A 23,450-nucleotide genomic window follows, 5' to 3' on the forward strand; every position below is an offset into this window, starting at 1 on the left:
TGTTAATGTCTCGTGGGCTCGGAGATGTGTATAAGAGACAGGGATGTAGGCGATAAACAACGCTTGAAATGGCTTGGCTATGAATTGGCGCGTCACACCAACCGGGCGAAAGTGATGTGGACGTGGCGACGGACAAAAGATGAAATGACAGAACTGCATGCGCTGATTGCCATGCAAGCCAACCAGCACGACACCGCAGCAATTTCTGAAACGCTGGAACGCATCGCGAGGCAGCCTGGATTTCGCGGTGTACGAACCCAATCGTGGGCACTATGCGAGGCCGCGCTACAGCGTGGATATGATGGTCCGCTGCCGCATCTGTATTTTGTGCAAAAGATAAGTCATGGGGAACGTCTGCCGCTGGACTAGCCTGACCGGTGCTTCACTGAGCCCCCAAGGCAGGAAAGCATTGTCTTGGGGCTCTAGAGCAAAGCATCCGCACTTGAGCGGTATCCGTCTTGTACATCATCCGCAGATCCGTGACACATGACCATTCTCTGGCTGCAAAAACGGAACTCACTCACAAATAGGTAAAGACTGCGGGTTTCAACGGTGACGGAAAATTGCAGCCGAAAATCCGCCTGTGAGCACCCTGCAGCAGCCTTGAAATCAGTTACAGCAGTGCTTCGGCGTCGGCTCTGGCACTGCTTGCAACTGAACCAGCAATTCACAGGCGAGACACTGCATCGTCAGATACCAGGACGAATCTGCGGTCAGGGTTGCTATCTGCTTTGGCTGCCAATTGCTCGGCTTCCTGTAGCAATGCTGAGGCAGGTACGCCCAGCGCATCTGCAATCTGCCAAAGCGTACCCACAGACATGGCGACATCACTTCGTTCAATGCGCCCCATGGCGTTCCTGTGCAGCAATACAGTCAGCGTGATGATGGCTCAAAGGTGCAGTGAATGCGCTTTCCGGCGCGTAGCACCATATCAACCAGCTTATCAATCGTGAAGTCACTGGTCTGCTGCTGCAGAATCGCTAGTCTTTGTTGAGCGGTGATACCGAGGTTTATCGCCTCGTTTTCCGTTGAGACAAATTGTTTGAGCTCGGCTATCAGTGATTTCTTGATGTCCTCTGCAAGACTAGAGATGCTGGGGTCTGGGCTATGGTACATAACATTTCCTTTCGGCTCACTTCTCCCACCCGTATTGGTTGGTTTGAAGCACCTGCTATCCCTATTTTCAAGCAGCCTGGCTGTGTATCTGCTTGTACTTGAGTATGGCTCGCAGCGCGGCATCCGCGTACGACACACCTTCCGCACTACATCGCACACGACACAAATTACTTTGTCGCCGCATACGTTGAAACTTGCACCTGCTTCTTGCGCGCTCTTGAGTACCCAAAAAAGGGAGTCTGTTTGATGAGCGACCATATGGACCCTGTCGGGAGATTCCGCAAAGATGTACAAGGCTTTCTTATCAGCATGATAGGTGGCAAATGCATGCGCGGGGTCTCCGACTACGGCCACACCATCCAGTTGGTACATGTGGTACAGCATTTCTAACGTGGTCAGGTCGAGATTATCAATATCGAGTGTGTTTTCCATCGCAAAATTCAGTCCTGAAGTATGTGCCTTGTCCATGCCGTAACTACCAGTGGCGGTTGATGTATCTACAGGCGGGCAAAGGCAAGTTTGGTTGGATGTCTCATTCAATAGTCGATTTTGGACTATTCGATTTTGGACTGCAAGCTGACTGACCAAACTATTTTCAGTCCTGAGATGGAAAAATCGATTTATACGAGGGAGTACATGCTCTTGCTTGAAGTCCTTCGGTCGGCACGGGAGAACGCCGGGCTTACTCAAGTTGAGCTTGCATCGAAGCTAGAGGAAACGCAGACGTTCGTCAGCAAGTGTGAGCGTGGCGAACGACGCCTGGACATTATTGAGCTGCGCAACTGGTGTACTGCGCTTGGTATCACGCTGGATAACTTGATTCGCAGCCTGGAGTTGGCTATCTCAGGTTCTGCTGAGAGCTGAGGATTCGGCGCGCAAGGAAATGGCAAAACATGTTGGCTACCCATAGCCAATCGTGGCGCTCCTCGCATGGAAGCGCTGAGCGTGCGAGATTGTAGTCAATCCCGTATGGTCCGTACATGGAGAGGACTTGTTGGGTGATGGCTTCAGTTACATGTCTGCCAAGTGCAGCCGTAGTCAACGGTATGACTTGCCTTTAAAAGTATCCCTGCAGGGATACTTTCCTAGTCATGACCAAGGGGATGAAATTGATTGTCATGGTGAGCCCCCTCATTAGGGATACACTGCCAACGCGGCAGGCAGCAGTTCGGCCATAACGGTCAGCCGGGTTGGAGACATAATCGGCAGCTTTACTATGCTGACCAGTCACCTGGCAATAGCTATAGATGTTTTTGTAATACCCACAGTCGGGAGCAAGTTTCAAAAAAAAGCTGCCCGAAGGCAGCGCAATGTGAGACAAGAGAGAACTTCATTTGAATCCTAGCTGTGCCTTTCCTTGTAGGGAAAGCGTTCCCTCTGAGGCACGGCCAACAAAATTGACTTCAAAATGATCTTCCGGGAAATCCGGCGGGCTTTTTCCTTCCAAAAATGTGGGTAGCTGACGGGCCAGGTAGGCATCATTCTTGGCGCACCCCGGAATCGCCGCGATATACATGACATTGCTCCAGTGACTGCCATGGTGCTCATCTTCTACCGCGTGAATGACGTCGCTATGCCAGAACACGGTATCACCTGGTTGCATCTGCGGAATGGATGACAAAGCACCATCCAGTGCCTGATGCCACTCCGGTCTGATGGAAAGTGCTCGTCCAGGCAAGGCTCCGCACAAATCATCCTCAGGTACATCATCCTGCAAGGCTCGCAGTAATAAATAGGCCATCACATTGGCAATCGGCATCAGCTGTAAGGTACCGTCACCAGGCCCTTGAGGTGTCAGAGCTGTCCAGCCCTGGAAGGTGCGAAACATTGAGCAAACGGCCGGAGAAGGAACCTCACGCACCTCGGTGCGATATGCCCCATCAAACGGGTCATAATCTCGCCAGTTGCCACTGAATACGTGCCGGTACACCTTACGGAAATTCTCATCCAGCCAGCGCTCCACAGAACCGCCGTCGCAATGTGCTGACAGCCCCAAGGAGGCTGACCCAGGAGGACGTCGTCGCAAGCGGTCGGCATAGCTGGGTACTTGTTCCGGATCGAAATGACGCTGCCCTTCACTTTCACTCAGCCACAGGCGGTTCAGAAATATACGTGCCAGAGTCAGCTCTGCGGACTGCCTGGCCTCTACCTGGGGTTGTGACCAGTAGACACCGTAGATCTGTGGCTTGCTGGATACGAGCTCCCCAAAATACTTATCTTCTGCCCGGTATTTGAGACGTTCATCCAGCTTGTTATCAGCCAGGTAGTGGCCAATTTGCTTATCCCACTCTTCGGCCTGTTCAGCAGCAAATACGCCTCGAATGACACATGCACCGCGTGTCTTGATCGCCGTGATGAGGCGAGAATCTACCTTGTCCGCCGCGATGTCGGCGTAATTAACTTCCGGAATGACTGACAGTCCGCGCTTCTTGTCTTCCTGCAAGATGGCGACCTGGCGACGCATGTCTGTTTCTACTTCCTTAAATACTTCGCGGTAATTGGGCAAGGCTGCGCGTAGCTGCTGCTTGGCCACACGAATGGCATTGGGTAAATCCTCGATGTGCAGGGTATGCATCTTGTTGTCTCCTTTGGTGGAGGAGCCAGCATAAAACAGGGCGTTTGCAAGATGTGATACGATTAAGCCAAGTTATTTGCCTAATCCGCCATGAAAGCTACATTCGAGCATGTCACCCTGGCCGAAGGGTGTTCGCTACGGGTTTACCACCGCCGGCTACAACATATTCCCTTCGAGTGGCATCACCACCCCGAATATGAGCTGACCTTGACATTGAACAGTCAGGGAAAACGATATATCGGTGACTCAATCACCGACTACGGTAACAACGACCTGGTGCTGGTACCACCGAATCTGCCGCATAGCTGGTCATCCAATACGTCGATTACGCCTGATGAGGATCAGGTAGCGGTCGTGCTATGGTTTGATGGAGACTGGGCCAGACGGCTGGCTAGTTGTTGCCCGGAGTATGGTCCGCTGCTACGCCTGATGCGGCATGCGGGCTGTGGTCTGTCGTTTGGGCCGGATTCGGCAGCACTGATGCAGCAACGACTGGATAGATTGTTGTCAGCGCGGCCAAGAAGCAGGTTGATGGCGGCGCTGGACATCTTGTGCCTGCTGGCTGATGAGGTTGGTACGCCACTCGCGTCACCCACCGCATTTCAAACCATGGGTAGGCCGTCCGGACATCAGCCGGAACGAATCAATCGCATTTTGGCCATGATTGATGCCCAATTCGCCCAGCCATTAAGCATTGAGCAGTTGGCTGCTGCAGGTAGCTTGTCCTCGCGCTCATTGCACCGCTATTTCTTGCAGCATCTGGGGGAGAGTGTGAGTCGCTACCTCATGCGCATCCGCATTGCGCATGCCTGTCAATTGTTAGTGGATACCCGTTTGTCGATAGCCAGCATTGCCATACAGTCTGGCTATCCGAATACCGCCAATTTCAATCGCCAGTTCCGCAGTCTCAAGCACATGACACCACTGCAGTACCGTAAGGCCTTCACCGACCGGTCAGCACCAGAGGCTGAGCAGACAGATGATTTACAGCGCAGGCCGTATTCCCTGGGGCATAACACAAGGAATGTTGACTAATCCGACTCTACTTTGTCAGATGTTGCGCTGACTGACGGATTAGATGCCGTCGGTGGCATGAACTCCTGCAGCTGCAGTAAGGCCCAGCGGACTTTGCTGCTGTTATCCGGCATGATTCGGGACAAGTAGGAGGCGTAATAAGCCATTGTGTCTGCTGCTGTTTTCATGGGGAGGTTTCCTCAGCGTCAAGATGCTGTATCTTTCCCTAAAAACAGGCATTATTAAATTGCTGAAATCAATTTAAAAACTTCCTCTTTTATGCACCCGAAACGGCTTACCCAGCAGTACCACAGGCTCTATCAGCATTTTTCCGGACAGGAAGTGGATACCCAGTTGCAGCAATTGGCCGATATTGCCTGCTGTACACGAAGGCATATGCGCAATGTGCTAAACGGCATGCAGCAACAGGGTTGGCTGGAGTGGCAAGCTCAAGCCGGACGTGGTGGACGTTCCAGGCTACGCTTCTGTTGCAAGCCGGAGAGCTTGCGACGTGATAGTGCAGCCTCGCTGCTGGGACAGGGGAAAGTAGAGCAGGCTTTGGAAGTGCTTGACCATGACAAACAAGCACTGGCGACCATTTTGCTGCAGCAACTCGGCCAGCATTGGCGGAACAACCGCCAGGTGCTGAGTATTCCTTACTACCGCGCATTACCCAGCCTCTATCCTGGTACGGATCTGCGCCGTTCCGAGCGCCATCTCGTTCGGCAGATTCATAGCGGGCTTACTGTCATGAATGAGGAAAAAGGGGAAGTCGAAGCGGACGTGGCGCATCACTGGCACCAGCACTCTTCCCTGGAATGGCACTTTCACCTGCGCCCCTGCGTGCGCTGGCATGATGGCCGCCTGTTAAGCATAGATGATGTAAAAGACAGTTTGCTGCGACTGCGACAACTTCCCTTGTTCTCGCATATCCGGACAGTCCAGGCACTTACTCCGCGTTGCATCAGTATTGTGCTAAATGAAGAGGATGCGCGGCTTCCTACCTTGCTGGCAGACAGTGCAGCATTACTCCTTCCATCAAACCACGCTCAAAACCCAGAATTCGCCTCGTACCCCATTGGTTGTGGTCCCTACAAGGTAATGGTCAACGACGACCTTCATTTGAGTCTGCAGGCTTTTGATGACTACTTTGGTTACCGTGCCTTGTTGGACGAGATTGATATCTGGATCTTGCCCGAGCTAGGCGTGGAGCAGAGCTCGGAACAGCAATCCACAAAAGGACTTGAGGTGCAGGTTTCACCAGTGGCCAGTGCAGAACAAGCGTACGCCATGGAGGCGGAACAAGGCTGTTATTTTGTACTGCTTGATTCACGCTCAGCCCTCCTGCGTAGCCAGGTTTTGCGTCAGCAACTATCCCATCTACTTTCTCCATTACTACTGATTCAGCATATTCCTCTGGATGTGCGGCAATACTGGACGGTGGCAAGCAGCTTGCTGCCGCAATGGTTTCACCTGCGTCAGCAACATGAAGTGGTGGGAGTGCCTGCGCATGGCACGCTATCGCTGAACTTGGCTTTCCCTGAAGATCAGCCTGACTACCCCGCAATTGCCCAGGCGATTCAGGACTGCTTGGCTGCTGCGCAGATCGAAGTAAGCTGCCACAGCATTAGCTTTACTGACTGGCAGCAAGGGCTTGGCGGGTTTGATATTTATTTGGGCTCAGTCAATTTTACCAGCGATATCGATTACGCCATTCCTGCCTGGCTACTAGGGACCCCACTGGTACGGAATGCGGCTTTTGACGCCCACAACCACCAGGCGACTGACTTACATAGTGAATGGCGCAGAGGAGTACTGGATGCAGGTAATTTAACCGCGCATGTTCTCAGCCAACATACACTACTTCCCCTCTTTCATAACCAGCTACGCCTACAAGCCAGCGATGGCATGCAGGATTTGAAGCTCAACGCGCTGGGCTGGTTTGACTTCAAGTCAGCCTGGCATCGCTGAAGCCCGATTTGTAGAAGATACAGTAACGAATAAACTAATAATCGGATGTCCGCATTCGGTTGCTTGATTGCAGCGACCCGCCAGGGCGCTGTTCTTGTATGTCTGTTGTACTCATCAATCTGGACAGTCCTCAATTCATCTTTCCAGTCCAGAACTGCCCAGGTAAAGAGTGAAAAATGAAGTTCGACAGAATGCCCAGTCCAGCCGCAAGCAGATAAGCGCTGCTTAGGCCAAGCTGTGATGTGGTAAGGGCAATGGTCATGAAGAAGGCTGCAAAGCCAACCGAGCTGAGTACGATGCCCCGCAGTAGATTACATGTTGCCGCACTACCTTCGGTTTGCAGGGTAAAGGCGGCAAATACAATGGCAAATACTGGAAACGGGGCAATCAGGCCGCTCAATACCGGCCCCATCCTGCCTGCCAGGCTGGTTATCAGCAACACAAATGTGACGGCAATCACAATACGGCTAGGCAAATCCCACCAGGGCTTTGCCATCTTGATCGCAGATGTTGGTTTATCTGGTGTCTTGCTGCTGACCAGCGCAAGGGTAAGCAACAGCAATCCCGATGCACTCAGCAAGCCGAGGGCAAGTACCTTCAAGATTGCCGTAGCAGCAATGAAAGTGAGCGTAGCTAGCAAGGTGCAATTCAGCCAGCCCCTGGTTTGGCATAGCTTGTAATAAACCAGGCAGAACAGACAGATGGAAATCTGCCCAGCCAGATTACCTGCCGAGGCATGAACAGCAAACGCTTCCCCGTATTGGCAGGCCAGAAGTCAGTGAAATCGAACCCGAGGTAAGTGGTAGTCCGATGAGCAAACCACTGACAATGGCTCCCCATCGCTTCCCCGCTGCATGAACGGCAATGATCATGAGCGGGGTCATCAAAAGCTTTAACGCAATAATTGGCATGTTTCAAGTTGAGCGAGATGAGGTGCCGCCCCGTGGATGCACCATGCCACCCTGCTGCCTGGAGCAAAGGGGGGCATGGTGACAGAAGGTAAGGCTATTCACTACCCCGGCAGCCTCCGTGCTGGATGAATTCCGCCACCGCCTGCCACATCGCAACCGGATTCGAGTACATGGGGAAGTGGCCACAGGCCGGGATCTCGGCCAGCCGAACCCCGTTGGCCTGGATGTGGCCCAAATAACTGAGTCCGGCATTGCTGGTCCCGTACATGAACATCTTGCGGCAGGGCAGCGCCAGAAACTTCTCCATCAACTGCCCATTGTCTGACAGTCCCACCATGGAGGTAAAAATGCCGCGTACCGCCGCTGGGCGCACCTTGTGACGCAGGCTGGTGGCATACAGTGCACTGGCATGATCCGGAGCCTGGCTGGTGCGCAGGATGAAGTCGGCAAAGAATTGTTCGGCATCGGAAGCGGGATATTCCTGAATTTGTCGGCTTAGGAAACAGTCTTCCGGCGCGATATTGCCTTCGATGTCGGTAAAGCTGAGCACTGCTTCTTTTAGCTCGTCGGCCAGCAGCAAGGCCGTCAGCCCACCCATGGAGTGGCCAACCAGATGGAAGCGCTCCACCCGATAATGTGCCAGCAGCGCCCGGGCAGTCTGCAATAGTAGCGGAATCCCCACCTTATCCAGCGATGGGCAGATGGAGGCCCCGCAGCCGGGTGCGTCATAGGCAATCACGGCATGGCCGTCAAACGCCGGATGCTGGACGATGTCTGCATAGTCTTCCTTGGTCGAGCCAAAACCGTGCAGAAAGACAATCGGTTCTTTGGGACCTGGGCGATACAGGGCAGAAACAGTCAGTTCCATACCTTCAATGTGGATAGTTAGCGTCTGGGTCTGTAATGGTTGCGGTTTCATCTTGTCTCCCTGTTTCAGCTGTTGGCGGCCATCACCGTGCTGCAGAAAGTCCGGATCGCAGCACAGGCTTTGCGCAACGATGCCTCATCAAGTGCATAAGCAATCCGCAGGTATGGTCCCAGTCCGAAGGCGCTACCGTGTACCACCGCTACGCTGGCTTCGGTCAGCAGGGCAATGGCGACGTCTTCGTCAGTTTGCAGCAGCTTGCCCGCCGGGCTGCGTTTGCCCAGCAGAGCCTCGCAACAGGCAAAGGCATAAAAAGCCCCCGTCGGCTTGATGCAGGACAGGCCGGGTATTTCGTTGAGCAGGCGCACCATCATGTCGCGCCGGTTTTCAAACGCACCACGCGAGCGGGCAATAAAATCCTGGGGCCCGGTCAGGGCTGCCAGCGCGGCATGCTGCGAAATGGAACAAGCCCCCGAAGTCTGCTGCCCCTGCAGTTTTTCCATGGCGTCCAGCAGCCAGCGTGGGCCGGTGGCATAGCCGATGCGCCAGCCGGTCATGGCATAAGATTTGGATACGCCATTCATGGTAAGAATGCGCGACTGGAGACGTGCTTCAACCTGGGCCAGGGTATGGAACACCTGTCCGTCAAACAGCAAGTGTTCGTATATATCGTCGGACAGTACCAGTACCTGCGGATTGGCCAGTAAAACCTCGGCCAGCGCTTTCAGCTCCTCACGTAGATACACCGCACCACTGGGATTGGATGGTGAGTTCAGGATCAGCCAGCGGGTTTGTGGTGTAATGGCGGCCGCCAGCTGTGCAGCCGTCAGCTTGAAGCCACTGTCCGGGCCGCAAGGCAAGATGACCGACTTGCCACCACACAGCTGCACGATTTCCGGGTAACTCACCCAGTATGGCGCGGGGATGATGACCTCGTCACCTTCATTCAGGGTGGCGGCCAGCGCATTGAAAATCACCTGCTTGCCACCCGAACAGACAAGGGTATCGGTCCAATGCACATCCAGACCGTTTTCGCGGCGGAACTTGTCGGCTACGGCTTCGCGCAGTACCTTCAAGCCGGCAACCTGAGTGTAGCGGGTATGACCGTTATTTATTGCGGCCATGGCCGCGGCACGAATGTGCAGCGGGGTATCAAAGTCCGGCTCACCAGCGCATAGTGAAATCACCTCGACGCCAGCTGCGCGCAGCGCGGCAACCCGGTCCATCACCTTGTAGGTGGCCGAAGGCTGGGCGCTGGCCAGATATTTGTTCAGTACGGGAATGTTCATGTTCATGCTCTTTCTCGCCAGCAGGACAGCCCCATCAGTTCCAGGGTGGTAGCCCCTTGGCGTAGCTGCTGCATCATGATGTTTTCTTTTTCTGCTCTGGCTTCTGCCGCCTGCAAGGCTGACGTTACGGCTGCTGCGGGCAGGATGATGACGCCATCGGCATCGGCGACAACCAGATCACCTGCTGCCACTGGCGCACCAGCAAACAGCATGGCCTGGCCGACGGCCGGGCTACTTGCCTTGACGGTGCCACGCACGGAAATACCACGAGCAAACACCGGAAAGCGATGCATGCCGATTGCAGCCACATCGCGCACACCACCATTGATGACCAGTCCTGCAATGCCGGCAGCCTCGGCGGCAACGGTCAGCACCTCGCCCCAGTAGCCAGCAATGAAACCGGCGGCATCCACCACCAGCACACTGCCTGCCGGGGCGCGTTCCAGCGCGATATGAATGGACAGGTTGTCACCGGGGGAGCAAACCAATGGATAGGCCGGAGCCGCCAGTGCCGCACCCTCCCAAACTGGTCGTATCTGCGAATCTACCGCGCAGTTCAGGCCCGATGCCTCGTACAGGGTGGCGCTGCCCAATGTCAGGCAGCGGGTACGCTGCTCCTGATTGAAAGCGGAAGTGCTCATGCCGGTTTCCTTTGCAGATTGTGATAACCCAGTTCGGCACGGGCCGCTGCCAGTGTTTTACCCGCAGCCAGTTGTGCGCGAATCCGGGCCTCCACGCTTTCGATATGGCCTGCCAGTGCGGCAACCTCGGCAGCACGTTCACGTGGCACCACCACCACGCCATTGGCATCAGCCACCACGATGTCACGGGAACAGACTCGTGCCGTGCCAATAGATACAGTGCCGTTCACCGCTTCCACCTGCACCCGGTCCTTGCCCGTACGCATGAAACGTCCCTGGGTGAACAGTGGATAGCCATCGGCCAAGGCTCTGCCTACATCACGGCAAACACCATCAATGACGGTACCGGCAATGTGCCGCATGCCAGCGTACTGGGTCATGATGTCGCCCCACACTGTGCAATCGGTTCGGCCATCGTTATCAATGACCACCACATCGCCCGGGGCAACATCGTCAATAAAATCCCCCACCGTTCCTGCCGGTGTGCTGGCACTCACGTATTTCACGGTGAAAGCCGGGCCGACCACGGTGGTGCGGTAGTTATCCAGCGGCATGATGCCCAGACACTGGCCGGGCAGGCCCAGCTTGTCCATGGCATCGGATACGGCCGGGGTATCCAGCCCGGCAAAGGCGGCAACAAGTTGCTGGTCGGTTTGCATCATTGCGCCTCTCCTTGTTTGATGGCTTCAAATTGCTTGTCATGCATGACTTCTGCGACGGAGCGACCACTGCGCACGGCAGCCACCATGCCATCCTGACGGCACGCGATTTTCTCGGCCAGGATTAGCACTTCATCGATATGTTGGGCTGGGATGAACACGGTGCCACAGCGATCCGCTAGCACGTAGTCATCTTCTGTCACGGTTACACCCGCCATATTGACTGGCTGGCCGGACGACAGCTGCACCACCCGGTTGCGGGCGCTGATCATGGTGACGCCGCGTCCGTACACTGGGTAGCCAATGTCGGCACTGCCATCGATATCTCGGCTGAGGCCATCGATGACGGTGCCACGGATACCCTTGCGTCTGGCGGCATTGGCCAAAATATCGCCCCAGCAGGAAATACCCTCAGCACCACCAGCAATGACGAGCACCCTGTCGTGGCTGGAAATGGTGTCAATCACGGGTGAAATAAGATGGACGGTGGGCTGGGCGTCGGTTTTGCGGCCCAGTTGGACCGTGCTGGCACGCCCCACCACCTTGGGGCAATCCCACAGCGGGCGCAGGCCATAGGTCGCACCGGGCAGGTCAAGAAAGTCGAGTGCATCAGACAGGGTATTGCTGTCCATCTGCTGTAATCGGGCGAGCGGGGAAATCAGGGACATGGCGTCACTCCTGGGTCAGGGACTTGTGTGAGGCCTACTTTCCGCTCTACAGTTAAATAGGTAAATTCCGTTGTATCTAAAGTTTAAATACGAAAAACCTATCAAAACCATGATCAACTTCCGCCTGATTCGTCACCTCTGGTTGTTCCTGGCCATTGCCGAGGAGAAACACTTTGGCCGTGCCGCCAAACGGCTAGGCATGTCGCAACCCCCGTTGACCGAGCAGATTCAAGTGTTGGAGCACGCACTCAAGGTGAAGCTATTTGATCGCTCGCGGCGTGGCGCGCAGCTGACCCCGGTGGGTCAGGCTATCCTGCCGGCAGTGCGGAAGTTTGCCGAGCAGCTGGAAAGCCTGGAGCTGGCGGTGCGTGAGGCTGTGGCCGGGCAAATCGGCACGGTTACCATCGGTGCAATTACCTCAGCCATCCTTGAGGTGTTGCCGGCGCTCATTGAACAGGTAAGGCAGAATCACCCCGGGTTGACCATCGCGGTCAAGGAAATCGATAGCTATGAAGCGATCCCTGCTTTGGACGCCGGTGATATCGACCTTGCCTTTGCCCGACTGGAAGGTAATCTGGGCGAAAACATCAATTCACTGCCTATCCGCCAGGATCGTCTGGCCGTAGCCTTGCCAGCTGCACATCCGCTGTGCGAACGGTCTGGGCTGTACCTGGCAGACCTGGCTGAGGAGGACTTCATCATGTTTGCGCGCAAGGTGAGCCCCTTGTCCTTTGATGCCCTGATTTCAGCCTGCGGCAATAGCGGCTTTTCACCCCGAATCCTGCATGAAGTCCGCTCAGTTGCATCTCAGATTGCATTTGTTGGCTGCAAGCAGGGTGTGGCGCTGGTACCGGACTCATTGCAGCTGATGGCACCTCCGGCGGTGGTGATTCGTCCACTGGAGGATGGGCTGCATGTAGTCACCACCGCCATGGCCTGGAGCAGCAAGCGCCAGAACCCACTCATTGATATCGTGATTGATCACATCGGTGCCACTTATCTGCACGCGACAGATTGCACCACGCGGGTTGATGCAAGCTGATAAGTCAGCATCACGCCTGGTTTTCAGGCAGGGTCAAAGCTGGCTTTGCCTGACGACTGACCAGCAGAACCCCGGCCATGACCAGCGCGGTACCAGCCAGTTGCGCCAGCGAAATCGGTTCGTGCAGTAGCCACCAGCCAAACAGCAAGGTCAGGGCCGGCCCCAGCGTACCGATCAGCACTGAGCGTTCGGCACCGATATGACGGATGGAAATGGACTGCCAAAAGATGGGCAGAATGGTAGAGAACAGCGCCATGCCGACGCTGTAGCCATAAACAGGCCACGGCAGCCGCAGTGTGGCCAGTGGTCTGGCCAGGACAAAATGCAGCAGGATGGCGGCGGTGGCAGTCAGGATAGCCAGCAGGGAAAACTGATGCGCACCCATGCGGCGAATGGCAATCTCCGAGCCTGCATTGTAAAAGGCATACAGCACCGCACAGGCAAAGACAAAAGCTGCCCCCAGCAATACCGTGCCGATATCCCGGCTCTGGCCGGCATCATGCAAAAATGCAATGGCGATACCGCCATAGGACAGGGCTGCAGCCAGCAGGATGCGCGCATCGGCTTTTTTGCCCATGAACACGATGCCAATGGCGATGGTAATGGTGGGGTAAGTAAACAGGATCAGCCGTTCCAGCCCTGCGCTGATGTACTGGAGTCCGTAAAAATCAAGCATGCTGGAACCGTAATAGCCCAGCACGCCCAATACGAGTAGTAGGCCCTTGTCGCGTGTGGGGAGGCCGGGAAATCTCCGGATTGCGGGAATGGCTGCCAGCAGCACAAAGGGAATGCAGAACACCATGCGTAGCGTAAGCAGGGTGACCGCATCCACCGTGGTCGAGACATAGGCCAGCTTGACGAAGATCGCCTTAAAGGAAAAGCCGAAGGCAGCCAGAAAAGCAAACAGCACACCACGCTGTTCTGGGGTGAAAAGGACTTTCAATGGAGGTACCACGTAGGTGAAAAATGCGATGATCGGCGTGCCTACCGGAAAGGTTAAATACTTTTAGCCAATGGCTGTGATAGGAAAATCAGACTAAATCCCCCCTGCCTATCAAGACGCTTTAGCAGCTGCAATCCATACAGAAACGGACTTCGCAGGTTTAGCCATGACAGTCCGCTTTGGCCGAATCACCTCCGATCAGACTTCACCAACGGCTGTTGGTCGGCCAAAACTGTCATTTGCTATATAAGAAAAACTGGCTGCTTATCTGTTGAAAGCAGCCAATCACGACAAATGGCTTTGACTGTGTTCCTGGGTGGAGTTAGTCAAATGAAAACCTTATCCAAGCATTCCCAAGTACATTGGCGGCACGGTCGTCAGTCCAGCGTGGACGCTGCGGGTTACGTCATCAGCCAGTAGTTCCGGCTGACCCGACTCCAAGGCTGCAATTGCCAGGCGTGCTATCTCATCGGGGGATGCTTTGGCTCCCGGTACGCCACGCGCCATATCTGTGTCCATGAAGGCGACATGCAGTGACAGAACTTCCGTGCCTTGTGTTTTCAATTCCTGGCGCATTGCATTGCTCAAAGCCCAGACGGCAGCCTTGGAAGCGCTGTATGTACCAGTAACGCCCGGCAGCGTCGCCCAGCTCAGTGCCGAGATCACGTTGATGACGGCGCTATCATTACGAGCAGCCAGAATCGGGGCGAAAGCTTGGGTCATGCGCAGAGGGCCAACAGTATTGATCTCGAACTGCTGGTAGAGCATGTCGATGGATTCTGGGGAGAGCACAGGTCCGGAGCCGCCAATACCTGCGTTGTTGATCAGCAAGCTTACATCGCCCAAATCACGGGCGAGCGCTGCAATCTGGTGAGGTTGGGTAACATCCAGCTGTACGGGAATTACCCCAGCTTCGGTAATGGTAGAAGGATCACGCGCAGCGGCATAAACCTTGGCTGCACCAGCGGCCAGCAAGGCGCGAGCAAATGCAGCGCCTAGCCCTCGATTTGCACCCGTAACGAGCGCAACAGCGTCTTTAATTTTCATGATGGTTTCTTTTTCAGAGTGAGTGGGTCAGTGTTTGTATGTCAAATGCAGCATGTCGTAGTGCTCATAATGGCCTACGCCATTCTTCACGATGGGGTCTTCCGAGGTGAAGGTGGCAATGTCTTCATTATCTGCAACCTGGTAGAGCGAGACACCATAACCACCGGTATCGTCAATGACGGGGCCATGGGCAACGATTACCCCTTTAGCAAGCAGTTCATTGAGATAAGCACCATGCTGCTTCATCCATTCCAATTCTTCAGCCGACAGCGTGGCCAGAAAATTGGTACGTGGGGGAATAAACTTGCACAGGTAATACTTCATCTTTATACCTCTTTGTCTGTGGGGCACTATGAATGCATGCCGCTGAGATTTAATTGGCGGCCAGGCGCTTGCCTGCTTCAGCTGCTAAATTCAATACCACACTTGCAGGACGCATCATGACCATGAAATCGGTGATCTTTCCTGCCTGATCAAACTCGACCAAATCGACACCAAACAACATTTCATCGCCGACTCTGGCGCTGAATTCAAGTACATATCCACTACTGTTACCAAAATGTCGCAGATAGGTGAAATCCTGCAGTACGCTAAATACAGCGCGCAGGATGGCCACCATCGTTGCCTTTCCATGGTACGGTTCCAGTGCCGCCGGATTACGGAAAACAACATTATCGGCAAGCAAATCTGGAAGATTATTCCAATCTAAATTAGCCACAATGCGATGCCACTCTTTAAGCCCCGCTTGCGCTGCCAAATGAGGCTCACCAGGCAGGATTTCAGCTGTGTGCTGAGAGGGAAATTCGGTCATTTCAACATCCTCCATGAAATTAAACTGATTGGTAGGGTAAAAACTGCTGATGGGGATTTATCCCTGCAATGAACTAATTACTTCATTTTGCAGTTTTTACGCTTTTAAATATTGCGCTCTCAAACATTTTGGGCGCGTAGGTCTGCAAGAAAAGAATCATGCCGGTCATCTTACCGACGGGATTGCTGAACTTCGGTTGTTTCTTGCTTATTAACTTGGTAATGGTACATACAACTGCATCAGGGGCCTCCGCCTCATCCATTCCTTTTTGTGTAGCTGCCTGTACCTGTTTTCGGTAAACATCGTAATCTCTGATGCTGCCACCCGTTGCAGCAACTGCGTTCTCACCAAGATTGGTTTTAAACCAGACTGGTTCCACCATGCTGACCTTGATATTGAACTGGTCTAGTTCAAATCGCAGAGATTTGAAATAACCTTCCACTGCATGTTTTGACGCAGTGTAAAAGGACAGGTTCGGCGGTCCGATCAAACCAACAATGGAGCTGACAGTAATAATCTGACCGCTCTTCTGTCTGCGGAAGTAGGGTAGCAATGCATTGGTAATCTTGACTGTACCCCAGAAATTGGTTTCGAATTGCTCCCGCCCAATCTCGATTGGTGTTTCTTCTGCAATACCCGTCACCATGTAACCAGCATTATTGACGAGTACATCCAGTTGCTTGGTATAAGCAAACAGCTCTTTCGTGAAAGACTGGATAGAGCTGTCATCGTCAATATCAAGTCGCATCAGTTTAAATTGCACTTTTTGTGCATATTTTTCCGGTTGGCGGCTAGTGCCAATTACATTAAATCCGTCTTGATGTAGCTTGTTGGCAAGCATCAAACCAAAGCCTGATGATGCACCAGTAATTAGAATGGTCTTCTTCATGATGTTGATCCTTTGCGTATATTGATGTGTCTTAGTTTTTCAAAAAGGTGTTGATATAACTGGAAGCAAGTTCAGGGTACTGATCCTGCGGACCATGACCTGCGTCGGGCATCACAATGAACTGCGTTGTCGGCGCTTTCCTGATCATTGGGTACCAGTTGTCGAAAGAGAATGAAATGTCATGATCGCCAGACATCACCAGTACTGGAGTCTTCAGGGTGGCGTAGGCATCCCTGAAATGCTCCGCATCGTCGACAATGGATTGGATAGGAGCAAAATATCGCTTCAGAACTTCCGGGTTTTCTGGAACTTTCGAGTAGTCGATGCGCTTGAAAATACGTTCAAGCGATTTTTGTGCGGCCAATCAGCTCGATTCTGACTTGGGTTCGAAAAACAAGGTCACATAGTCCTCGAAACCAAGGTCCTTATTGGCTTTCATGGCGCTTTTTGCAAACGCAGGCTCCATGGGAACTGAATTCTTGCCCATTGCATTGTTATCGATAAGAATCGTCTTCAGGACTCGGGACGGGTTGTAGAACATTACGTACTGTGCGACCCAGCCACCGTAGGACCAGCCCATCACATTAAATTTTTCGATTTTCAGATAATCGGCAAGGCCAGTCACTTCTGCGGCCAACTCCTTCATAGTGAGCGGCAGGTTGCCTTCCGAATAGCCAATGCCGGGCTGATCAAAAATAATCACGGTATTTTGCTTGGCCAATAGATCGAGAAAAAGTGGATCCCAAGTATCCAGCGTCCCTCGGAAGCGATTGATTAAAATAAGCGGCGTACCTTGGCCGAACTTCCGGTAGCCCAGCTTTTGATTATGGACAGTCGCATACTGCGTCGAGGCAATGAGGGAAGCTGAGGTTGAAGTCTGCTTGCTTTCTACCTGCGAAATACCTTGCGCATAGCTGTTGCTACCTATCAGAAAGAATGACGCAGCGAGTACAGACGGAAGAAGTGTGGTGTTTTTCATGGTGACGGCCTTCCTGCTTCTGCAAGTCGTATTGGTGAGGTACCGGTCGCGATATTTTTCGCATCCCTGTTACGGATGCCGCCACTTTGCCTGCAATACGCGCCACTCGCACTCGCAAAAGGCGCCAACTTGATAGCAAAAGATGCCAAGGTGAGGTAAATAAATTTGGCACAATTTGCTATTGTGATGGCGTGATTCGCGACCTAAACTCAGCCCATGAATGCCTCAAAAACACCCGAGCCGCGTGGTAGATACAAACCCATGCTGGACTATGCCATCTGGCCTGGCTGGCGCCTACTGATGCAGGACGCAGGGCTGGCCACCTCCCCGGTACTAAGGCGTGCGCAACTCCCGGGTGATCTTTTTACACGCACAAACGTTCGTCTCGATCCGTCCAGTTTCTTCCAGCTGTGGGTGGCTATCGAAGCAGAGGCTGCGTCCATCAATCCCGCACTACCGGCCGCACTGCAGATTGCAAAGGTGATGTCGTCTGACTGGTTTGATCCCGAGCTTTTTGCTGCGCTATGTAGTTCGAATATGGCTAGTGCGCTTGAACGGATTTCAAAATACGTCAGGCTAATTGCCCCGATGATCATCAGAATGGACCGTACGGTTGCACATACCACTGTCACCATCGACTTCCTTGACCACACCCTGCCTCCACCGGACGTGTTCCTTGCGTTCAAGCTGGTTTTTTTCGTTCAGCTTGCTCGCTTGGCGACCCGTAGCCCGGTGCGGCCATTGCGTGTGAGTTTGCCATTTGCGAAAGAAGCAACAATGGACGATGCACTCGCCTACGAGGCTTTTTTTGGAGTGCCCGTTATGGAGGCGCACTTAGCCACTTTGGTATTCTCTACCGAAGATATCGAGCGGCCTTTCCTTACGGAAAATCACAAACTGTGGTTATTTTTTGAACCTTCTTTGCGACAGCGACTGGCGGATCTGGAGAGAACGGCCAGCATGGTCGAAAGAGTACGCAGTACATTGCTGGAGTCCCTACCTGCGGGTGAGGTCTCGATACAGGTAGTCAGTCGAAAACTGGCGGTAAGTGTCCGTACACTGCAGCGGAAACTCCACGATTAGGGAACCTCATTCCAGCAGACACTGGATTCCCTCCGTGAATCTCTTGCGCGTCACTATCTGCGCAACACCGAAATGTCGAGTGCTGAAATTTCGTTCTTGCTGGGTTTTGAGGATTCCAACTCCTTTGCTCGTGCATTCCATTCCTGGACCGGAAAAACTCCGCAGAACGTGCGAGCAGAAATGGGGCAGTCCTTCAAGCTTGTGCAGCAAGGTGCACTTAGCTAACCCAGCGCATGCTGACCAGCAATTTCCCCGAAGACTCCGCTCTTACTCGCCATTGATGCAATATGTGTATAAGGCTGGCAGTCGGAGTCGTGCTGTGGGTATGTCCGTATTTAGGCACAAATCTGCCGTTAGCCATCTTGTGGCTGACCGGCAGATTTAGCCTACTTAATGCCATATACATTTGACACCAGCACTCATGCAGGCATAGTCCTTGGTACACTCCTTCGCAAAGGAGTGCAGACCATGCAGTTGGAAATCGAGAAGTACATTGGCGGTGTGTGGTGGCTTGCGGCGACGCTGCACATCGACCAGCCCGCCAAGGGCCTGGCGTCGGGCTGCACGCTGGAGTATCTGCCCGACTATGTTCTTGAGCATCTCGATTGCGGCGACGAAGCCAGTCTGGATTTTCAGCACCCTCTTTCCTTCAACCACTATCGTTGCGATGGGTTGCCTGCTTTTTTCCTGGATTTGCTGCCGAGCGGCTATGGCAGGGATACCCTTCTCGCTTTGCTGAATGGCAGTGCCCGCGATGGTGCGCAGTACGACACCAGTGTGCTGATGCATGGGGCCAGTCAGCCGCCTGGCTGCATGCGCATCCGTGAGGCACATCGGTATTTGGCTGGTACGATGCCACAAGGCTTTGGTGGTTGGTCTGAGGTTGAACTGACTGAGGTCAGCACCAGCTTTGAATCCTTGTTGCAAGAACATGGTGTCTTGCATGCCGTCTCCTGCATGCTGGGGCAAGCGCCCAAGCTATGGATGAGCCGTGCCAGGGATGGCCGGTTTTATCCGGATGCCTGTCTGGCCGAAGACGATAGCGTTGAGCGCTTTCTGGTCAAATTTCCACGCAATCGTGAAGAGCAGGTTTTGCTGGAGCATGAGTTTGTCTGGCTGCAACTGGCCAAGGCTGCCGGGCTGGACGTGCACGGCCAGCCTTTCATGCTGGGCAGCCTGTTGTTCATCCCGCGTTTCGATTGCGCTTTGGTGCAGGGCCAGTGGCAACGTCATCACCTGATGAGCATGTACACCCTGCAGGATGCTCAGCTTCATGGGCTGAAGCTGTTTCATGAAGACGTGCTGACAAACTGGCAGCTCCATGCCGTGCCGGACGAATTCCTGCGGCAAGTAGCTGAGTATTTACGCCGTGACGTGTTGTCCTATTGCCTGAAGGCGGAAGACAACCACGGACGCAATACCGCCTTTTTGAAGCATGGCAGCCGATTACGGCTCAGTCCCCTGTTCGACTTCTCCCCGATGTTCCTGACACGAGACCCACCTACCCGCCTGACTAGCTGGCGCAGTTTTCCCGTGGGTCAGCATCAACAATGGCCGCTGCTGTTTGAGGCATTCCTGCCCACGCTGCTGGGCGAGGTGGCATGCCATACCCTGCGCGTCTCCATGCGTGACTTGCACTCAACACTAGCCGAGGTGCAGCAGCAGTTCGCTGCGTTGAAGCTGGACGAGCGTACCGATGCTTGTCGTGCCCGTTTCGCCACGGCATTGGCGGCGCTGGACTCGCTGTAAGCACTGAGTACCTGCATCACATCAGAATTCAGTATGGGCACCTTCTTGCTCTGTCTGAACACGTCGCTTACGGCTTGTCCGCCCGAATGAACGCCACCTCCGGGAAGGTGATGCGCGACAGGATTTCCAGCTTCTTGTCGACCGGCAGTTCGCCTCGGTATTTCTTCACCACCGCTGAGGCTTCCTGATTCACCTGTCCGTTCTGAATGGTTTCGATGCTGGTGATATTGCTGGCATGGCCGGTGATGGTTTCGGCGCTGACCACGCCCAGCACCATCGCTCGATGCAGGAAGGTGGAGCGGAAGGCGTGCATGCCGACAATGCGGGCATTTGGGGTTTCGTCGCGCAGCCCGATTTCCTGCAGGAATTCAGTGAACCATTTCATCGCCTTGGGCGAGGCACGGCCGGCTGCGGTCGGGAAGGCCTGGAACAGCAAGGTGTCGCCCCGTTTCTTGGCTGCCGCCACATAGTCGAGGAAGCCCAGCTCAATCAACTTGGGATGGATGGGCAGCTTGCGCTTGGAGCCGCCGGTTTTGACCGATTTGTCGATGCGTGCATCCCCTTCGGATTCGTCAGTAATGTCCATATACCAGGTGCCAGTCTGCGCATCCTGCGTGATATCAACTTGCGGGTTCAGTTGGCAAAGCTCATTGACCCGTGCGCCAGTGAACAGGCCCAGATGGGGAAGCCAGTATTTGTGGGCCATGGCGGGACGTCTGGCGAAGCGTGCCATTTCCGGCCCTTCGAACAGGCGCTTCAGCTCTGCCGATTCAAATGCCCGCTGCCCACCTTCACGGTCACGGCGTGAGCCGAGGTATTGCACGCCTTCGGTGGTCAGCGTCATTGGCCAGCCGTGGTCCTGCCACTTGCGGCGGCAGTATTTGATGAACGGTGTCATCACGGCGAGGTAGGTGCCGTCGAAGGTCCCCTTGCTCATCTCGCCGCGTTGTTGCTTGGCCAGTTCCAGTGGGCGCAGTTTTTCCTGGCGACAGATGTCTTTCCAGCGCGGTGGCAGGGTTTGCACCGCTTCGAAGTAGGCCTCCAGGTCGGTTTGCTTGAGCAGGCCGATGGGCTTGTCGCCGATGATATCCACCAGCAGTGGCATCACGGCAGTGACTTTGCGCAGCATCGCCACCTTGTCCAGCTTCTGGTAGTAGGCCAAATAGCTTTGGGTGACCTCCGACAGCATCGGCGTTTCCAGCCGCTGCGCCATCACCGGTGTCGGCACTTCCTTGCCGTCATAGCGGCTGAGCAGTTTCTCGTTGGTGCGGATAGCCATGCGGCCATAGGCCAGTGCCAGTCGGCGCATTTCCGGTTCGGTGGCTTTGAGCTGGTAGCGATACAGCCGCAGGAATTGTTCCAGCGGGCCACGCAAAAGCTCGTAGTCACCAATGGCTACCGCGCCTTTGAGAATGCGGTTGGCCTCGGTATAGCCAGCTTGGTATTCCTCGACTTCATCCAGCGTGTAGTGACCGCTTTCGCGCCTTGCTTCATCGCCAGCCAAGCTAGCCGACTCTGCATGCAGGCAGATGGCGTCGATGGCTTCGGGAGTGAGTGCGTCGATGTGGGTGATGGCGGCGAGTTGCGTACGCGCGTAACGCTCCGCCTGCCGCTGTCGTTTTTCCTCCCACTCGGAGGTCAGACGGGCTTCTTCCGCGCGATGGCGCTCGACAGCCGTGCGGTAGTCTTTGGTGCGTAGCGAAAACGTGATTTCTTTTTTGCCGGGATAGCAAACAAGAACGTCAGTAGGGATACGACGACGAAGATAGTAGGTGCCGGATTGGGGGTGGCGTTGCAGGCCTGTGGGTAACATTGTGTGGGGGGGTAGTTATTTTGTCACCGGTATTTGATCGGCGATGAAGCGACGAAAGCCAATAACCACGCGGCGATCAGCATGGCTGGGCCATCCAACTTGTCGTGCAGGAAAATGCGTAAAAACAGCTGCAGATTGATTGATCTTGCAGTGCTTTTGACACCAGACTGAATGGTTTGTGGTTCTGTATGAATGGCTGGATAGCATTCATCGTTGGCAGCCTGGTACAGTACGGGTGCCGGATGGAGGTAGCGCGGACCAGAGGGTTTGGACAAGTCGAGCGCATCGTTCAGTAGCCGCCTGAGGCGCTCGACATCCGTATCTCCGGCATGATGGGCTGAACCTTGCAGATGGACAGGCCGTTAGACTAGTGCTCACCTGTCCTTCTGGAAACTGTCGAAAAGTAGAGTCAGGCCACCAGCGCATCCAGTGCCTGAGTCATGGTTTCCCGACTTCCGCCCCTGGCAATGTAGTCATACAAAAAGGCCACCACCTGGCCACGCTGGTCCGGGCGCAGTTTCAAACCACGCACCTGGAGAATATGCTCCAGCACCGATTCCACCATCTGCAACTTGGCAACATCCACGACAGCCGGTGCCGCACCTTGCGTTGCTGACAACTGCCTGGCGGCTGCCACCAATGGCTCCACCTGATATTGCTCTGGCAGCCGATACACGCGGCGCTCCCCTCCCCGCCCAGTCACCGTCTCGCTATACCACTGCTCCCGATCGGCGCGCGCAATGATGGCCGGTTTGCTCGTCGGCAAACCGGGAATCCGCAAATCGGCAATTTCACTGGCTGATAACAAATCCCGCACCTAACACTTACCCCACTTAACCGTTAAGCACGGCCTGACAGTTACCACACCAGGTTCGCGCAAAATTAGCCAACAAAGGCAGCGGTTTAGATGAATTCAGACGCAGCAGTCATAAAGTACAGAAACGGTAAGTGTTAAATACTTAACACATTGACCGTTAATTTCTTAACACTTAACGTGTTCACACCTGATCACCGCAAAGGATTAAGGCATGAACACATCTGCTGTCGTCAAAAAAACCGCACCGGACTGGCACCGTGCGGACATCGTAGCGGCCCTGCACAAACAGGGCTGGTCCCTGCGCAAGCTATCCAGGGAAATCGGCCTGAGCGCTGGTGCGCTCAACAATGCCCTGGACCGGCCCTGGCCCAAGGCAGAACGCATCATCGCCGCCACCATCGGCCAGCCACCAGAAGTGATCTGGCCCAGCCGCTACGCAAAACGCCATTCTAAACCGGTTTTGCCTCCCCTTGTTTCTGCCATGGTACTGGCCGAACCCGCCAGCGCCCTGTCCTGAATGAATGGTAAGCACGCATCCGCCAGCGCGCCACCACCACGATTCCCGCAC

27 protein-coding genes and 1 pseudogene are annotated in these 23,450 nt (G+C 54.4%); 9 read left to right on the top strand and 19 right to left on the bottom strand.

Features of this window, described 5'->3' with window-relative positions; translation table 11 throughout:
* Positions 1-63: 63 nt before the first annotated feature.
* Complete coding sequence (locus tag JHD64_RS08065) at positions 64-369, top strand: hypothetical protein (protein ID WP_199052890.1); 306 nt, start codon at positions 64-66, stop codon at positions 367-369.
* 298 nt (positions 370-667) lie between these two features.
* On the opposite strand, the gene JHD64_RS08070 is transcribed toward JHD64_RS08065, so the two are convergent.
* Positions 668-850, bottom strand: coding sequence for a hypothetical protein (locus JHD64_RS08070; RefSeq protein WP_199052891.1), 183 nt, complete (start codon positions 848-850; stop codon positions 668-670).
* 23 nt (positions 851-873) lie between these two features.
* The gene (locus JHD64_RS08075) at positions 874-1,584 is read right to left on the bottom strand and encodes a hypothetical protein (protein ID WP_199052892.1); all 711 of its coding nucleotides are present in this window, start codon (positions 1,582-1,584) and stop codon (positions 874-876) included.
* A gap of 138 nt (positions 1,585-1,722) precedes the next feature.
* Between JHD64_RS08075 and JHD64_RS08080 the strand changes: the two genes are divergently transcribed.
* Positions 1,723-1,980: a helix-turn-helix transcriptional regulator gene (locus JHD64_RS08080; protein ID WP_199052893.1), complete on the top strand. Its 258-nt coding sequence runs from the start codon at positions 1,723-1,725 to the stop codon at positions 1,978-1,980.
* 466 nt (positions 1,981-2,446) lie between these two features.
* Here JHD64_RS08080 and JHD64_RS08085 read toward each other — a convergent pair whose 3' ends face one another.
* Complete coding sequence (locus JHD64_RS08085; RefSeq protein WP_199052894.1) at positions 2,447-3,691, bottom strand: DUF1479 domain-containing protein; 1,245 nt, start codon at positions 3,689-3,691, stop codon at positions 2,447-2,449.
* Positions 3,692-3,781: 90 nt separating this feature from the next.
* On the opposite strand from JHD64_RS08085, the gene JHD64_RS08090 reads away from it, so the two are divergent.
* Both JHD64_RS08090 and sgrR read left to right on the top strand, forming a co-directional pair.
* Positions 3,782-4,726, top strand: coding sequence for an AraC family transcriptional regulator (locus tag JHD64_RS08090; protein ID WP_199052895.1), 945 nt, complete (start codon positions 3,782-3,784; stop codon positions 4,724-4,726).
* 258 nt (positions 4,727-4,984) lie between these two features.
* Positions 4,985-6,676 (top strand): HTH-type transcriptional regulator SgrR, encoded by a 1,692-nt coding sequence (gene sgrR / locus JHD64_RS08095; protein WP_199052896.1) that lies wholly within the window; start codon positions 4,985-4,987, stop codon positions 6,674-6,676.
* Positions 6,677-6,806: 130 nt separating this feature from the next.
* Here sgrR and JHD64_RS08100 read toward each other — a convergent pair whose 3' ends face one another.
* The 6 genes from JHD64_RS08100 to JHD64_RS08125 form a co-directional block, all read right to left on the bottom strand.
* A complete protein-coding gene (locus JHD64_RS08100; RefSeq protein ID WP_199052897.1) occupies positions 6,807-7,316 on the bottom strand; it encodes a hypothetical protein in 510 nt (169 codons plus the stop codon).
* 365 nt (positions 7,317-7,681) lie between these two features.
* Entirely contained in the window at positions 7,682-8,506 is an 825-nt protein-coding gene (locus JHD64_RS08105) for an alpha/beta fold hydrolase (protein ID WP_199052898.1), read from the bottom strand.
* Between the two features lie 14 nt (positions 8,507-8,520).
* On the bottom strand, positions 8,521-9,741 hold the full coding sequence (locus JHD64_RS08110) for a pyridoxal phosphate-dependent aminotransferase (RefSeq protein ID WP_199052899.1): 1,221 nt from the start codon (positions 9,739-9,741) through the stop codon (positions 8,521-8,523).
* A 2-nt stretch (positions 9,742-9,743) separates the two neighbouring features.
* Positions 9,744-10,382, bottom strand: coding sequence for an RraA family protein (locus JHD64_RS08115; protein WP_199052900.1), 639 nt, complete (start codon positions 10,380-10,382; stop codon positions 9,744-9,746).
* On the bottom strand, positions 10,379-11,044 hold the full coding sequence (locus tag JHD64_RS08120) for an RraA family protein (protein WP_199052901.1): 666 nt from the start codon (positions 11,042-11,044) through the stop codon (positions 10,379-10,381). Before JHD64_RS08120 ends, JHD64_RS08115 begins: the two co-directional genes overlap by 4 nt.
* A complete protein-coding gene (locus JHD64_RS08125) occupies positions 11,041-11,709 on the bottom strand; it encodes an RraA family protein (RefSeq protein ID WP_199052902.1) in 669 nt (222 codons plus the stop codon). Before JHD64_RS08125 ends, JHD64_RS08120 begins: the two co-directional genes overlap by 4 nt.
* Positions 11,710-11,779: 70 nt before the next feature.
* On the opposite strand from JHD64_RS08125, the gene JHD64_RS08130 reads away from it, so the two are divergent.
* Complete coding sequence (locus tag JHD64_RS08130) at positions 11,780-12,751, top strand: LysR family transcriptional regulator (protein ID WP_233170402.1); 972 nt, start codon at positions 11,780-11,782, stop codon at positions 12,749-12,751.
* A 10-nt stretch (positions 12,752-12,761) separates the two neighbouring features.
* Here the strand turns inward: JHD64_RS08130 and JHD64_RS08135 are convergent, their stop codons facing one another.
* From JHD64_RS08135 to JHD64_RS08165, 7 genes are all read right to left on the bottom strand, one after another.
* The gene (locus JHD64_RS08135; RefSeq protein ID WP_199052903.1) at positions 12,762-13,661 is read right to left on the bottom strand and encodes a DMT family transporter; all 900 of its coding nucleotides are present in this window, start codon (positions 13,659-13,661) and stop codon (positions 12,762-12,764) included.
* A gap of 372 nt (positions 13,662-14,033) precedes the next feature.
* The gene (locus JHD64_RS08140) at positions 14,034-14,741 is read right to left on the bottom strand and encodes an SDR family oxidoreductase (protein WP_199052904.1); all 708 of its coding nucleotides are present in this window, start codon (positions 14,739-14,741) and stop codon (positions 14,034-14,036) included.
* 27 nt (positions 14,742-14,768) lie between these two features.
* A complete protein-coding gene (locus JHD64_RS08145) occupies positions 14,769-15,065 on the bottom strand; it encodes a YciI family protein (RefSeq protein WP_199052905.1) in 297 nt (98 codons plus the stop codon).
* A 49-nt stretch (positions 15,066-15,114) separates the two neighbouring features.
* Positions 15,115-15,552, bottom strand: a complete 438-nt coding sequence (locus JHD64_RS08150; RefSeq protein ID WP_199052906.1) for a nuclear transport factor 2 family protein — start codon at positions 15,550-15,552, stop codon at positions 15,115-15,117.
* Positions 15,553-15,634: 82 nt separating this feature from the next.
* The gene (locus JHD64_RS08155) at positions 15,635-16,441 is read right to left on the bottom strand and encodes an SDR family NAD(P)-dependent oxidoreductase (RefSeq protein WP_199052907.1); all 807 of its coding nucleotides are present in this window, start codon (positions 16,439-16,441) and stop codon (positions 15,635-15,637) included.
* A gap of 31 nt (positions 16,442-16,472) precedes the next feature.
* Positions 16,473-16,805 (bottom strand): alpha/beta fold hydrolase, encoded by a 333-nt coding sequence (locus JHD64_RS08160; RefSeq protein ID WP_199052908.1) that lies wholly within the window; start codon positions 16,803-16,805, stop codon positions 16,473-16,475.
* Positions 16,806-17,420, bottom strand: coding sequence for an alpha/beta fold hydrolase (locus JHD64_RS08165; protein WP_199052909.1), 615 nt, complete (start codon positions 17,418-17,420; stop codon positions 16,806-16,808). It lies immediately after the preceding gene.
* Between the two features lie 261 nt (positions 17,421-17,681).
* On the opposite strand from JHD64_RS08165, the gene JHD64_RS08170 reads away from it, so the two are divergent.
* From JHD64_RS08170 to JHD64_RS08180, 3 genes and pseudogenes are all read left to right on the top strand, one after another.
* Entirely contained in the window at positions 17,682-18,503 is an 822-nt protein-coding gene (locus tag JHD64_RS08170) for an AraC family transcriptional regulator ligand-binding domain-containing protein (RefSeq protein WP_199052910.1), read from the top strand.
* 12 nt (positions 18,504-18,515) lie between these two features.
* Positions 18,516-18,728: pseudogene (locus tag JHD64_RS22470) on the top strand (helix-turn-helix domain-containing protein); the annotation flags it as partial.
* Between the two features lie 243 nt (positions 18,729-18,971).
* Complete coding sequence (locus tag JHD64_RS08180) at positions 18,972-20,252, top strand: HipA domain-containing protein (protein ID WP_199052911.1); 1,281 nt, start codon at positions 18,972-18,974, stop codon at positions 20,250-20,252.
* A gap of 67 nt (positions 20,253-20,319) precedes the next feature.
* On the opposite strand, the gene JHD64_RS08185 is transcribed toward JHD64_RS08180, so the two are convergent.
* The 3 genes from JHD64_RS08185 to JHD64_RS08195 form a co-directional block, all read right to left on the bottom strand.
* The gene (locus JHD64_RS08185; RefSeq protein WP_199052912.1) at positions 20,320-22,065 is read right to left on the bottom strand and encodes a site-specific integrase; all 1,746 of its coding nucleotides are present in this window, start codon (positions 22,063-22,065) and stop codon (positions 20,320-20,322) included.
* 23 nt (positions 22,066-22,088) lie between these two features.
* A complete protein-coding gene (locus JHD64_RS08190; protein ID WP_199052913.1) occupies positions 22,089-22,340 on the bottom strand; it encodes a hypothetical protein in 252 nt (83 codons plus the stop codon).
* Between the two features lie 134 nt (positions 22,341-22,474).
* Positions 22,475-22,882 (bottom strand): hypothetical protein, encoded by a 408-nt coding sequence (locus JHD64_RS08195; protein WP_199052914.1) that lies wholly within the window; start codon positions 22,880-22,882, stop codon positions 22,475-22,477.
* 211 nt (positions 22,883-23,093) lie between these two features.
* On the opposite strand from JHD64_RS08195, the gene JHD64_RS08200 reads away from it, so the two are divergent.
* Positions 23,094-23,399, top strand: coding sequence for a helix-turn-helix domain-containing protein (locus JHD64_RS08200; RefSeq protein ID WP_199052915.1), 306 nt, complete (start codon positions 23,094-23,096; stop codon positions 23,397-23,399).
* Positions 23,400-23,450 lie beyond the last annotated feature (51 nt).

This window comes from Aquitalea sp. ASV15, assembly GCF_016429115.1.
GTDB classification, from domain to species: Bacteria; Pseudomonadota; Gammaproteobacteria; order Burkholderiales; family Chromobacteriaceae; genus Aquitalea; species Aquitalea magnusonii.

Bases quoted from the DNA above. Each gene is read 5' to 3' on its own strand.
- JHD64_RS08180 (WP_199052911.1), top strand. From the start codon at position 18,972: ATGCAGTTGGAAATCGAGAAGTACATTGGCGGTGTGTGGTGGCTTGCG.
- JHD64_RS08200 (WP_199052915.1), top strand. From the start codon at position 23,094: ATGAACACATCTGCTGTCGTCAAAAAAACCGCACCGGACTGGCACCGT.
- JHD64_RS08105 (WP_199052898.1), bottom strand. From the start codon at position 8,506: ATGAAACCGCAACCATTACAGACCCAGACGCTAACTATCCACATTGAA.
- JHD64_RS08080 (WP_199052893.1), top strand. From the start codon at position 1,723: ATGGAAAAATCGATTTATACGAGGGAGTACATGCTCTTGCTTGAAGTC.
- JHD64_RS08165 (WP_199052909.1), bottom strand. From the start codon at position 17,420: ATGAAAAACACCACACTTCTTCCGTCTGTACTCGCTGCGTCATTCTTT.
- JHD64_RS08085 (WP_199052894.1), bottom strand. From the start codon at position 3,691: ATGCATACCCTGCACATCGAGGATTTACCCAATGCCATTCGTGTGGCC.
- JHD64_RS08145 (WP_199052905.1), bottom strand. From the start codon at position 15,065: ATGAAGTATTACCTGTGCAAGTTTATTCCCCCACGTACCAATTTTCTG.
- JHD64_RS08120 (WP_199052901.1), bottom strand. From the start codon at position 11,044: ATGATGCAAACCGACCAGCAACTTGTTGCCGCCTTTGCCGGGCTGGAT.
- JHD64_RS08140 (WP_199052904.1), bottom strand. From the start codon at position 14,741: ATGAAAATTAAAGACGCTGTTGCGCTCGTTACGGGTGCAAATCGAGGG.
- JHD64_RS08075 (WP_199052892.1), bottom strand. From the start codon at position 1,584: ATGGACAAGGCACATACTTCAGGACTGAATTTTGCGATGGAAAACACA.
- JHD64_RS08090 (WP_199052895.1), top strand. From the start codon at position 3,782: ATGAAAGCTACATTCGAGCATGTCACCCTGGCCGAAGGGTGTTCGCTA.
- sgrR (WP_199052896.1), top strand. From the start codon at position 4,985: ATGCACCCGAAACGGCTTACCCAGCAGTACCACAGGCTCTATCAGCAT.
- JHD64_RS08185 (WP_199052912.1), bottom strand. From the start codon at position 22,065: ATGTTACCCACAGGCCTGCAACGCCACCCCCAATCCGGCACCTACTAT.
- JHD64_RS08070 (WP_199052891.1), bottom strand. From the start codon at position 850: ATGGGGCGCATTGAACGAAGTGATGTCGCCATGTCTGTGGGTACGCTT.
- JHD64_RS08150 (WP_199052906.1), bottom strand. From the start codon at position 15,552: ATGACCGAATTTCCCTCTCAGCACACAGCTGAAATCCTGCCTGGTGAG.
- JHD64_RS08110 (WP_199052899.1), bottom strand. From the start codon at position 9,741: ATGAACATTCCCGTACTGAACAAATATCTGGCCAGCGCCCAGCCTTCG.
- JHD64_RS08115 (WP_199052900.1), bottom strand. From the start codon at position 10,382: ATGAGCACTTCCGCTTTCAATCAGGAGCAGCGTACCCGCTGCCTGACA.
- JHD64_RS08155 (WP_199052907.1), bottom strand. From the start codon at position 16,441: ATGAAGAAGACCATTCTAATTACTGGTGCATCATCAGGCTTTGGTTTG.
- JHD64_RS08170 (WP_199052910.1), top strand. From the start codon at position 17,682: ATGCTGGACTATGCCATCTGGCCTGGCTGGCGCCTACTGATGCAGGAC.
- JHD64_RS08125 (WP_199052902.1), bottom strand. From the start codon at position 11,709: ATGTCCCTGATTTCCCCGCTCGCCCGATTACAGCAGATGGACAGCAAT.